Annotated in this window: 9 protein-coding genes; 7 read left to right on the forward strand and 2 right to left on the reverse strand. The window is 68.0% G+C overall.

Going from position 1 to position 11,925, the window contains the following annotated elements; all coding sequences use genetic code 11:
- The first annotated feature begins 22 nt into the window (after positions 1-22).
- The 5 genes from aceE (at position 23) to J2X21_RS25790 (ending at position 8,793) form a co-directional block, all read left to right on the forward strand.
- Complete coding sequence (gene aceE, locus J2X21_RS25770) at positions 23-2,734, forward strand: pyruvate dehydrogenase (acetyl-transferring), homodimeric type (RefSeq protein ID WP_310333004.1); 2,712 nt, start codon at positions 23-25, stop codon at positions 2,732-2,734.
- Positions 2,735-2,752: 18 nt separating this feature from the next.
- Complete coding sequence (gene aceF, locus J2X21_RS25775; RefSeq protein ID WP_310333005.1) at positions 2,753-4,414, forward strand: dihydrolipoyllysine-residue acetyltransferase; 1,662 nt, start codon at positions 2,753-2,755, stop codon at positions 4,412-4,414.
- Positions 4,415-4,429: 15 nt separating this feature from the next.
- A complete protein-coding gene (gene lpdA / locus J2X21_RS25780; RefSeq protein ID WP_310333006.1) occupies positions 4,430-6,226 on the forward strand; it encodes a dihydrolipoyl dehydrogenase in 1,797 nt (598 codons plus the stop codon).
- Between the two features lie 138 nt (positions 6,227-6,364).
- On the forward strand, positions 6,365-7,687 hold the full coding sequence (locus tag J2X21_RS25785) for an NTP/NDP exchange transporter (protein WP_310333007.1): 1,323 nt from the start codon (positions 6,365-6,367) through the stop codon (positions 7,685-7,687).
- Positions 7,684-8,793: a Rossmann-fold NAD(P)-binding domain-containing protein gene (locus J2X21_RS25790; protein ID WP_310333008.1), complete on the forward strand. Its 1,110-nt coding sequence runs from the start codon at positions 7,684-7,686 to the stop codon at positions 8,791-8,793. The genes J2X21_RS25785 and J2X21_RS25790 overlap by 4 nt, the downstream gene beginning before the upstream one ends.
- On the opposite strand, the gene J2X21_RS25795 is transcribed toward J2X21_RS25790, so the two are convergent.
- The gene (locus J2X21_RS25795) at positions 8,790-9,425 is read right to left on the reverse strand and encodes an FMN-binding negative transcriptional regulator (RefSeq protein ID WP_310333009.1); all 636 of its coding nucleotides are present in this window, start codon (positions 9,423-9,425) and stop codon (positions 8,790-8,792) included. The two genes, J2X21_RS25790 and J2X21_RS25795, sit on opposite strands and share 4 nt — an antisense overlap.
- 98 nt (positions 9,426-9,523) lie before the next feature.
- On the opposite strand from J2X21_RS25795, the gene J2X21_RS25800 reads away from it, so the two are divergent.
- Positions 9,524-10,441, forward strand: a complete 918-nt coding sequence (locus J2X21_RS25800; RefSeq protein WP_310333010.1) for a LysR family transcriptional regulator — start codon at positions 9,524-9,526, stop codon at positions 10,439-10,441.
- Between the two features lie 21 nt (positions 10,442-10,462).
- On the opposite strand, the gene J2X21_RS25805 is transcribed toward J2X21_RS25800, so the two are convergent.
- Positions 10,463-10,852, reverse strand: a complete 390-nt coding sequence (locus tag J2X21_RS25805) for a RidA family protein (RefSeq protein ID WP_310333011.1) — start codon at positions 10,850-10,852, stop codon at positions 10,463-10,465.
- 116 nt (positions 10,853-10,968) lie between these two features.
- Here J2X21_RS25805 and J2X21_RS25810 point away from each other — a divergent pair, with 116 nt between their 5' ends.
- Complete coding sequence (locus J2X21_RS25810) at positions 10,969-11,871, forward strand: LysR family transcriptional regulator (RefSeq protein WP_310333012.1); 903 nt, start codon at positions 10,969-10,971, stop codon at positions 11,869-11,871.
- Positions 11,872-11,925: the final 54 nt, after the last annotated feature.

Below are 11,925 nucleotides of genomic sequence, written 5' to 3' on the forward strand. Positions count from 1 at the left end.
CGGCACTTGAAGGAGACCGGCCATGTCTGCCCAGCCGCAAGAGTTTCTCGGCGCCGCCGCGAACGACCAAGACCCGCAGGAAACCCGTGAGTGGCTGGATGCCCTTTCGGCCGTCATCGACCGGCAAGGTGCCGAGCGCGCCCATTTCCTGATCGAGGAGATGCTGGAGCATGCGCGCCAGCACAGCATCGACCTGCCGTTCTCGGCCACCACCGGCTACGTCAACACCATCGAGGCTTCGGCCGAAGCACGCTGCCCGGGCAACATCCAGATCGAGAAGCGCCTGCGCGCGTACATGCGCTGGAACGCGATGGCCATGGTCGTGCGTGCCAACCGCCTGAACCCCGCCGACGGCGGCGACCTGGGCGGCCACATCGGCTCGTTCGCGTCGGTGGCCAGCATGTTCGGTGCCGGCTTCAACCACTTCTGGCACGCCGACAACGGCGACCACGGCGGCGACTGCCTCTACATCCAGGGCCACAGCGCGCCCGGCATCTACGCCCGCGCCTTCCTGGAAGGCCGTCTGAGCGAAGAGCAGCTGGACAACTTCCGCCAGGAAGTCGACGGCAAGGGCCTGTCCAGCTACCCGCACCCGAAGCTGATGCCCAACTTCTGGCAGTTCCCGACCGTCAGCATGGGCTTAGGCCCGCTGATGGCGATCTACCAGGCGCGTTTCCTGAAGTACCTGCACGCGCGCGGCATTGCCAACACCGAGAACCGCAAGGTCTGGGCCTTCATGGGCGACGGCGAGATGGACGAGCCGGAAAGCCTGGGCGCAATCAGCCTGGCGGCCCGCGAGAACCTCGACAACCTCGTGTTCGTCGTCAACTGCAACCTGCAGCGCCTGGACGGCCCGGTGCGCGGCAACGGCAAGATCATCCAGGAGCTGGAAGGCGAGTTCCGCGGCAGCGGCTGGAACGTCATCAAGCTGATCTGGGGCAAGGGCTGGGACGAGCTGCTGGCGCGCGACAAGAGCGGCAAGTTGAAGCAGCTGATGATGGAAACGCTGGACGGCGACTACCAGGCCATGAAGGCCAACGACGGCGCCTTCGTCCGCAAGAACTTCTTCGGCAAGTACCCCGAGACCGCCAAGCTCGTCGCCCACATGAGCGACGAAGAGATCTTCGACCTGCGCCGCGGCGGCCATGAGCCCGAGAAGGTCTACGCCGCCTTCGAGAAGGCCCACAACAACAAGACGGGCCAGCCCACCGTGCTGCTGGTCAAGACCGTCAAGGGCTACGGCATGGGCAAGGCCGGTGAAGGCAAGAACACCGTCCACCAGACCAAGAAGCTGACCGACGACGACATCAAGTACATCCGCGACCGCTTCAGTATTCCGATCCCGGACAGCGAGCTGGCCAAGATCCCGTACTACAAGCCGGCCGACGACACGCCGGAAATGCGCTACCTGCACGAGCGCCGCCAGGCGCTGGGCGGCTACCTGCCCAGCCGCCGCGCCAAGGCCGAAGAACAGTTCACCGTGCCCGAGCTGGCGACGTTCCAGGCCGTGCTGGACCCGACCGCCGAAGGCCGCGAGATCTCGACGACCCAGGCCTATGTGCGCTTCCTGACGCAGCTGCTGCGCGACAAGGACATCGGCCCGCGCGTCGTGCCCATCCTGGTTGACGAGGCTCGCACCTTCGGCATGGAAGGCCTGTTCCGCCAGATCGGCATCTACAACCCCAAGGGCCAGCTGTACACCCCGGTCGACAAGGACCAGGTCATGTACTACCGCGAGGACAAGGCCGGCCAGATCCTGCAGGAAGGCATCAACGAAGCCGGCGGCATGGCCAGCTGGATCGCTGCGGCCACGAGCTACTCGACGAACAACCGGGTCATGATCCCGTTCTACGTCTACTACTCGATGTTCGGCTTCCAGCGTATCGGCGACCTGGCCTGGGCGGCGGGCGACATGCAGGCCCGCGGCTTCCTGTTGGGCGGCACGTCCGGCCGCACGACGCTCAATGGCGAAGGCCTGCAGCACGAAGACGGTCACAGCCACATCCTGGCCAACACCATCCCCAACTGCGTGTCCTACGACCCGACCTTCGCACACGAAGTGGCGGTCATCATGCAGCGCGGCTTGAAGCGCATGGTGGAAGACCAGGAGAACGTCTTCTACTACATCACCCTGCTGAACGAGAACTACCCGATGCCGGGCCTGAAGGCCGGCACAGAGGAGCAGATCCTCAAGGGCATGTACTTGCTGGAAGAGGCCGACGCGTCGAAGACCGTCAGCGTCAACCTGCTGGGCTCGGGCACCATCCTGCGCGAGAGCCAGATCGCCAAGATGCTGCTGGAAGAGGAGTGGGGCATCGGCGCCAACGTGTGGAGCTGCCCGAGCTTCAACGAGCTGACCCGCGACGGCCAGAACGCCGAGCGCTGGAACCTGCTGCACCCGACCGAGCTGGCCTGCGTGCCGTTCGTGACGCAGCAGCTGGGCCGCACGACCGGCCCGGTCATCGCGTCCACCGACTACATGAAGAACTACGCGGAGCAGATCCGCGCCTTCATCCCCAAGGGCCGCACATACAAGGTGCTGGGCACCGACGGCTTCGGTCGTTCGGACTTCCGCTCCAAGCTGCGCGAGCACTTCGAGGTGAACCGCCACTACATCGTCGTCGCCGCGCTGAAGGCGCTGGCCGATGACGGCCTGGTCCCGATGACCAAGGTGGCGGAAGCGATCGCCAAGTACGGCATCGACGCCAACAAGATCAACCCGCTGTACGCCTAAGAGCCCGGGAGACAAGACATGGCATTGGTTGAAGTCAAGGTTCCTGACATCGGCGATTTCGACGAGGTCGGCGTCATCGAGCTGCTGGTCAAGGTCGGCGACACCGTCAAGGTCGAGCAGAGCCTGGTGACCGTCGAGAGCGACAAGGCATCGATGGAGATCCCGTCGTCGCAGGCCGGCGTGGTCAAGGAGATCAAGGTCGCCGTGGGCGACAAGGTCAAGCAGGGCAGCGTGCTGGTTGTGGTGGAAGGCGATGCCGCCGCCGCCCCGGCGCCCGCAGCCGCAGCGCCCGCACCGGCTCCTGCCGCCGCCGCTCCGGCGCCGGCGCCCGCTGCTGAACCCGCTCCGGCACCCGCCGCAGCCGGCGGCAGCGTCACAGTCGTCGTGCCGGACATCGGCGACTTCGACGAGGTCGCCGTCATCGAGTTGCTGGTCAAGGTGGGCGACACCGTCAAGGTCGAGCAGAGCCTCATCACCGTCGAGAGCGACAAGGCCTCGATGGAGATCCCGTCGTCCACGGCCGGCGTCGTCGAGCAAGTGCTGGTCAAGATCGGCGACAAGGTCGCCAAGGGCTCGGCCCTGGCCCGCGTGAAGGCAGCCGGCGGTGCTGCCGCTGCGCCTGCACCGGCGCCGGTCGCTGCCTCGCCTGCTCCGGCCGCTGCGACCCCCGCAGCCGTTCCGGCCCATGCCAGTGCCGCACCGGCTGCGGCACTGCCCGCGCACCAGCCCACCGCGCCCACCGGCCAGCTGCCGCACGCATCGCCCAGCATCCGCAAGCTCGCCCGCGAGCTGGGCGTGCCGCTGGCCGAGGTCAAGGGCAGCGGCGCCAAGGGCCGCATCACAGAGACCGACGTGCAGGGCTTCGTGAAGGCCGTGATGGCAGGCACGACGCAGACCGCCGCGCAGAAGGCCGTCGCTCCCGCTTCGTCGGGCGGTGGCGGTTCGGGCCTCAACGTGCTGGCCTGGCCCAAGGTGGACTTCGACAAGTTCGGCCCCACCGAGCGCAAGGAACTGTCGCGCATCAAGAAGATCTCGGGCGCCAACCTGCACCGCAACTGGGTCGTCATCCCGCACGTGACGAACCATGACGATGCCGACATCACCGAGCTGGAGGCCTTCCGCGTTCAGCTGAACAAGGAGAACGAGAAGGCCGGCATCAAGGTCACGATGCTCGCGTTCATGATCAAGGCGGCCGTCGCGGCGCTGAAGAAGTTCCCCGAGTTCAACAGCTCGCTGGACGGCGACACGCTCGTGCTGAAGAACTACTTCCACATCGGCTTCGCCGCGGACACGCCCAACGGTCTGGTCGTGCCCGTCATCCGGGACGCCGACAAGAAGGGCATCTTCCAGATCAGCCAGGAAATGTCGGACCTCGCCAAGAAGGCGCGCGACGGCAAGCTGGGCCCGGCCGACATGACCGGCGGCTGCTTCTCGATCTCGTCGCTGGGCGGTATCGGCGGCAAGTACTTCACGCCCATCATCAACGCGCCGGAAGTGGCCATCATGGGCGTCTGCAAGAGCTCGATGGAGCCCGTGTGGGACGGCAAGGCCTTCGTGCCGCGCCTGATCCTGCCGCTGTCGCTGTCGTGGGACCACCGCGTCATCGACGGCGCCGCGGCCGCGCGCTTCAACGTCTACTTCGCGTCGCTGCTGGCGGACTTCCGCCGCATCGCCCTCTGATCAGGAGCTGGACCAATGGCACTCATTGAAGTTCAAGTTCCAGACATCGGTGACTTCGACGAAGTCGGCGTCATCGAGGTGCTGGTCAAGGCCGGCGACACCGTCAAGGTTGAGCAGAGCCTGATCACCGTCGAGAGCGACAAGGCGTCGATGGAGATCCCGTCGTCCGCTGCCGGCGTCGTCAAGGAGATCAAGGTCAAGCTGGGCGACAAGGTCGCCAAGGGCTCGGTCATCCTGTCGCTGGAAAGCAGTGATGCGGCTGCACCCGCGCCGGCGCCCGCTGCGGCTCCAGCTCCGGTTGCTGCTGCGCCCGTGCAAGCGCCCGCGGCCGCGACCTATTCCGGCAGCGCCGACCAGGCCTTCGACGTCGTCGTCCTGGGCGGCGGCCCCGGCGGCTATTCGGCTGCGTTCCGCGCCGCCGACCTGGGCCTGAAGGTCGCCCTCGTCGAGCGTTACGCGACGCTGGGCGGTGTCTGCCTGAACGTGGGCTGCATCCCGTCCAAGGCGCTGCTGCACGTCGCGGCTGTCATGGACGAGGCCAGCCACATGGCCGACCTGGGTGTCGTGTTCGGCACGCCCACCGTCGACATCGACAAGCTGCGCGCGCACAAGAACAAGGTCACCGGCAAGCTGACCAACGGCCTCAACGCGATGGCCAAGATGCGCAAGGTCACCGTGCTGCGCGGTGTCGGCTCGCTGCTGGACGCGCAGAACCTGAAGGTCGAAGCGACCGAAGGTGCTGTGGGCCAGGCCAAGACGGGCGCGGTGCAAACCGTGGCCTTCAAGCGCCTCATCATCGCGGCCGGTTCCCAGGCCGTGCGCCTGCCCTTCCTGCCCAACGACCCGCGCATCGTCGATTCCACCGGCGCGCTCGAAATGGGCGTCAAGCCTGAGCGGATGCTCATCGTCGGCGGCGGCATCATCGGCCTCGAAATGGGCACGGTGTACTCCACGCTGGGCGCACGCCTGGACGTCGTCGAAATGCTGCCCACGCTGATGACCGGCGCGGACCGCGACCTCGTCAAGGTCTGGCAGAAGTTCAACGCGCACCGCTTCGACAACATCATGTTGAACACGAAGACGGTGGCGGCGGAAGCCAGGCCCGACGGCATCTACGTGACCTTTGAAGGCGAGGGCGCCCCGAAGGAGCCGCAGCGCTACGACCTCGTGCTGCAGGCCGTGGGCCGCACGCCCAACGGCAAGAAGATCGCGGCCGAGAACGCCGGCGTCATCGTCGGCGACCGCGGCTTCATCCCGGTCGACGTGCAGATGCGCACCAACGTGCCCAGCGTGTTCGCCATCGGCGACATCGTCGGCCAGCCCATGCTGGCCCACAAGGCGGTGCACGAAGGCCATGTGGCAGCGGAAGTCTGTGCCGGCGAGATCCTGGGTGACGACAAGCTCAAGAAGAGCCAGTTCGACGCGCGCGTGATCCCGAGCGTGGCCTACACCGACCCCGAAGTGGCCTGGGTGGGCATGACCGAGGACGAGGCCAAGGCCAAGGGCATCAAGATCACCAAGGGCCTGTTCCCGTGGACGGCCTCGGGCCGCGCGATTGCCAACGGCCGCGACGAGGGCTTCACCAAGCTGATCTTCGACGAGGAAAGCCACCGCATCATCGGCGGCGGCATCGTGGGCACGCACGCCGGTGACATGATCGGCGAGATCGCGCTGGCCATCGAGATGGGCGCCGACGCGGTGGACATCGGCAAGACCATCCACCCGCATCCGACGCTGGGCGAGAGCCTGGGCATGGCTGCGGAAGTGGCGCACGGCACCTGCACGGACGTGCCGCCCGTCAAGAAGAAGTAAGCGCATCTCGCGCCATCAAACAGGCTCGCTCCGGCAACGGATCGAGCCTGTTGCTTTTGGCACCGTGGGTTTTGCCTGCGTGGGTTTTCCCGCCGTGACGAATCGCAGCGGCCAACACGCCGCGCGCTAATCGCGGCCATGACGGCCCTGACCTCAAGACTGCAGCGACTGGTGCTGCTGCGCCCCGGCGAAGGCCGCGCGCTGTTGCTGGCTGCGGCCTATTTCTTCTGCCTGCTGCTCAGCCTGTACCTGCTGCGGCCGGTGCGCGAGGCCATGGGCATCGCGCGCGGCGCCGACTGGCTGCCCTGGCTGATGACGACGACGCTGGCCGTCATGCTGGTCGTCAACCCGGTCTACGCGGCGCTGGTGTCGCGCCTGCCGCGCCGGCGCTTCATTCCGCTGGTGGCGCACTTCTTTGCGGTAAACCTGCTGGTGTTCGCCGCGCTGTTCCAGGCGCTGCCGGCGCATGGCGGCGAGTTGCTGGGCTACGCGTTCTACGTGTGGCTGAGCGTCTTCAACCTGTTCGTCGTGTCGGTGTTCTGGAGCCTGATGGCCGACGTGTTCACCGAGGACCAGGGCAAGCGCCTGTTCGGCATGGTCTCCATGGGCGGCACGCTGGGTGCCGTCGTCGGTGCGGCGGTGACGCAGGGTTTGAGCAGCGGCAGCTGGGGCTTCAAGCTGCCCACCGCCGGCCTGATGCTGCTGGCCGTGCTCGGGCTGGAGGCGGCGGTGTTCTTCATGCAGCGTTTGGCCGCGCACTTCCAGCTGTCGGCCGCCACCGGCCAGCAGTCACGCGAGCCCGGGCCGGACTTCAAGGCCGGCCTGCGCGCCATTGCCGGCTCGCGCTACCTGCAGCTGATCTGCGCCTACATGCTGCTGTTCACCGTGGCGTCCACCTTCCTGTACCTGATGCAGGGCGACATCGTCGCCAAGACCTTCGCCAGCCCGGCCGAGCGCACGGCCGCCTTCGCCAAGCTGGACTTCTGGACCAATGTGCTGACGCTGACCGTGCAGTTGCTGCTGACCAGCCGGCTGCTGCGCGGCATCGGCGTGTCGGGCGTGCTGCTGGTGCTGCCGCTGCTGACGACCATAGGCTTCGGCGCGCTGGCGCTGTGGCCCAGCTTCCTCGTGCTGGCGCTCGTGCAGGTGCTGCGCCGCGGCATCCATTACGCGGTGGACCGGCCAGCCCGCGAGATCCTCTACATCCCGCTCGGGCCGGAGGAACGCTACAAGTCCAAGGCTTTCATCGACACCTTCGTCTTCCGAGGCGGCGACTTCATCGGCGTCTGGGCGCCCACGCTGTTCGCCGCGCTGATGGTGCCGGTGTCGCTCGCAGCGTTGGGCTGCGCCGGCGCCTGGGTCGCGGTGGCGGGCTGGCTGGGCCGGCTCGTCAATCGCCGCCATGGCGAGGCGAGCCTTTCCGCATCACCCGTGTTCAATCGCAAGGAGACTCCCACATGAAGATCGCCCTCTCACGCCGACAAGTCCTGCAGATGAGCACTGCCTTGCTACCCAGCGCCGCATTCGCGGCAACAGCGCCCAGCCCGAAGCGCATCCTCATCCTCGGCGGCACGGGCTTCCTCGGCCCGGCCATCGTGGAGGCGGCGGAGAAGCGCGGGCACACGCTGACGCTGTTCAACCGCGGCCGCACGCGCCCGGGCCTGTTTCCGCACATCGAGAAGCGCCAGGGCGACCGCGACCCGCTGAAGGGCGAGGGGCTCAAGTCGCTGGAGACTGGCGAATGGGACGCCGTCATCGACGACTCGGGCTTCTACCCGCGCATGGTGAGCGCGTCGGCCCAGCTGCTGGCGCCGCGCGTCAAGCACTACCTCTACCTGTCCAGCATCAGCTGCTACAAGGAGCCCAGCCCCATCGGCGGCGACGAGGACACGCCGCTGGCCGCGCTGGCTGACCCCAAGGTCGAAGAGATGGGCAAGAACTTCGAGAACTACGGCGGGCTCAAGGCGGCCTGCGAAGGCGCGGCCGAGGCCGCGCTGCCCGGTCGCACCACCATCATCCGCCCGGGCTACATCGTCGGCCCGGACGACCCGAGCGGCCGCTTCACCTACTGGCCCGCGCGCTTCGACAAGGGTGGCGAGATCGCCGTGCCCGGCGCGCCGGCCGACCCGCTGCAGCTTATCGATGTGCGCGACCTGGCCGCCTGGCTCGTGCTGCTGGTCGAGCAGCGCACCGTCGGCCGCTTCAATGCCCTGGGCCCCGAGCAGCCCATGACCTGGGGGCGCGTCATCGCCGCCTGCCAGAAGGCCACGCGCACGCCGAGCACTGTCACCTGGGTGCCGGGCGAGTTCGTCGCCAAGCAACAAGGGCTGAACTTCCCGATCTGGGCTCCCGACCTCGGTGACACGCGCGGCTTCCACACCTGGAAGAACACGCGCGCCGTGCAGGCCGGGCTGCGCTTCCGCCCCATCGAGCAGACGGCGGCCGACACGCTGGCCTGGTACCAGGGCCAGCTCAAGCAGGAAAAGGACGCCCGCACGCGCATGGCGTTCTCGGCGGAGCAGGAGGCCGAGATGCTCAAGCGCTGGGCCGCGAACCGCGGGGCTTAGGACGCCCGCACCAGCTCCTCGTGCCGCCGCATTGCCGCGGCCAGCTGGTGGCCGCCGTAGCGGGCCAGGCCCGCATAGGCGTCTTCGCGCGCATCGGCCGGGTCGCCCTGGCCCAGCTTGAACTGCGCCCGCGTGTCGAGGATGCGCGCGCTGAACGGCACGATGTACTGGGCCAGTTGCGCGAACCGCGGCCCCATCTCGCTGGGCTGCCAGGGCCGGGGGTAGGGCGCCTCGACGTGGGCGCTCAGCAGCTCCAGCGCGCGCAGCGTCGCCTCGGGGGTGTCTTCTATCGTCACGTGCAGCTCGAACTGCAGGAACTCGTAGTTCCACGTCGGCGCATAGCGGCGGTTGCTCATCCAGCTGCTGGCGATGTAGCCCTGCGCGCCGGTGAACGTGGCCAGCGCGCGCGGCTGGCGTTGCAACATCGCGAACTGCGGGTTGCGGCGCGACAGGTGGCCGATCAGCCGTGCCTCGCCGCTGTTGGCATCGCGCTGCAGGATCAGCGGCAGCGGCGTGGCCAGCATGCGGCCGTCATTGGCGCTGACCAGCGTGGCCAGCGGGAAGTCGGCCACCAGGCGGTCGATCTCGCCGGCATTGGCGGGCTGGAACGGCAGCTGTTCGTACATGGACATGGCGCAGAGGTGTGTGGTGCTGAGATGACCCCAGTCTAGAAAGTGCCCGCGCCGCCAACGTTGGCAAATCTGCAATCGATCATTGCAAAATTGCCCGCATGAACATGCCTGTCTTCAATGACCTGAACTGGGACGACCTGCGCCTGCTGCAGCTGATTGCCGGCCATGGCGGCCTGGCCAAGGCCGCCGGTGCGGGTGGCCCCAGCCATGCCACGCTGTTCCGCCGCCTGCGTGCGCTGGAGCAGCGGCTGGACCTGCGCCTGTTCGAGCGCCTGCGCGGCGGCTATGTGCCCACACGCGCCGGGGCCGAGCTGGTGGAGCTGTCGCGCCGCATGGCGCGCGAGCTGCAGGTTGTCACCGAGGGCTTGCGCGGCCGCGAGGCCTGGCCCGGCGGGCTGTTGCGCCTGAGCGCCGCCGACACGTGGATGCAGGAGCTGTTGCCGCCGCTGCTGGCCAGCTATCAAGCCAAGAACCAGGTGCAGTTGCAGGTGCGCAGCGGCAATGCGCTGCTGGATGTGCAGCAGGGCGAGACCGACGTCGCGCTGCGTTCCGGCGGCGCGCCGCCCGAGCCGCTGGTGGGCCGCCGCCTGGCCAAGGTGGAGGCCACGGTCTATGCGTCACGCCAGCTGGGTGGCGTCAGCGACAAGACGCTGGACCTGCACCCCTGGGTGGGCGTGGACGACGACCTGGCCCATCTGGCCTCGGCGCGCTGGCTGGAGGCTGAAGGCCTGGGCCGCCAGGTGGCGGTGCGCACCAACAGCCTCACGCATGTGCGCCAGCTCGTGCGCGCCGGCATGGGCCTGGGCGCCTTGCCCTGCTACCTTGGCGATGCCGACCCGGCGCTGCGCCGCGTGTTCGACCCGCCGCGCGAATGGCGCAGCGAGCTGTGGCTGCTGACCCGCGTGGAGCTGCGCCAGGTGCCGCGCGTGAAGCGGCTGTTCGAGCATCTGTACGAAGGCACGCGGCCTTTGCTGCCGCTGATCGAGGGCCGGCTGCCGCAGCCGGCGCCGCGCTGAGCCAGCGATGCCAAGCGCGTGTCAACGCAGCTTCGCAATCACCTTGATCTCGAAGTCGAACCCTGCCAGCCAGTTCACGCCCACCGCGGTCCAGTTCGGATAGGGCGCCTGCGGAAACATCTCGTCCTTCACCTTGAGCACGGTGTCGAACTGGCGCTCCGGGTCGGTGTGGAAGGTCGTCACGTCGACCAGGTCATCCAGCGTGCAGCCGGCCGCGAGCAGCACGGCCTTGAGGTTGGAGAAGGCGAGCCGCACCTGGGCCTCGAAGTCGGGTTCGGGCGAGCCGTCCTCGCGGCCGCCGACTTGGCCGGAGACGAACAGCAGGCCGTTGGCGCGCACCGCTGGCGAGTAGCGGTGGTGTTCGTAGAGGGCCTGGCGGCCGGAGGGGAAGACGACGTCGCGTGCGGTCATGGAAGCGGTCCTGAAGAAAGGTGTGGAGACAGTCGAAACTCTAGGAAGACCGCACCTGTCGATAAACAGCCAGGACGCACAAACACTGTTTGGCGCCCCCAAACAACGGAGATCCGATGGACCGATTCGACGCGCTGCAGGCCTTCGCCCGCGTGGTGGAGGCGGGCAGCTTCACCAAGGCCGCGTTGACGCTGAACCTCAGCAAGACGACGGTGACCCAACTCGTGCAGCAGCTGGAAGCGCGCCTGCGCGTGAAGCTGCTGCACCGCACGACGCGCCAGGTGACGGTGACGCCCGAGGGCGCGGCCTACTACGAGCGCGTGGTGCGCCTGCTGTCCGACCTGGAAGACGCCGACGGCAGCGTGGGCAGCGGCTCCGCAGCGACTAGCGGGCGGCTGCGGGTGGACGTGCCCAGTCCTTTCGCGCGCCTGATCCTGATGCCCGCGCTGCCCGACTTCCACCGCCGCTACCCGGGCATCCAGCTCGACATGGGCGTCTCTGACCGTGTGGTGGACGTCATCGGCGACAACGTCGACTGCGTGCTGCGCGGCGGCGAGGTCAGCGTGCCGTCGCTGATCGCGCGGCGCGTCGGTGAGCTGCAGCTGGGCGTGTACGCCGCGCCCGACTATCTGAGCGAGGCGGGCATGCCCACGCATCCGAGCGACCTGGAGGCGGAGCCGCACCGCATCGTCGGCTTCATGCGCTCCAGCAGCGGACGCGTGGCGGCGATGTCGATCCGGCGAGTGCAGGAAACGGTGGAGGTGCGCAGCCGCCACGTCGTGTCGGCCGACGACGGCAACGCCTACCTGGCGGCCGGGCTGGCCGGCATGGGCGCGCTATGGCTGCCGCGCTACATGGCCGAGCCGCATGTGGCCCAGGGCGAGCTGGTGCGGCTGTTCGACGGCTGGCACATCGACCCCATGCCCATGTACCTGGCCTACCCGCCGACGCGGCATGTCAGCGCGAGGCTGCGCGCCTTCATGGGGTGGGTCGACGAGCTGATGGCGAAGCTGCCGTAGGCCTCAAGTGGGCTGGCGCCGCTGGCGCAGCCACACGCCCACCAGCCCCAGGCC

Source organism: Roseateles asaccharophilus, assembly GCF_031458115.1.
Taxonomy (GTDB): domain Bacteria; phylum Pseudomonadota; class Gammaproteobacteria; order Burkholderiales; family Burkholderiaceae_C; genus Pelomonas; species Pelomonas asaccharophilus_A.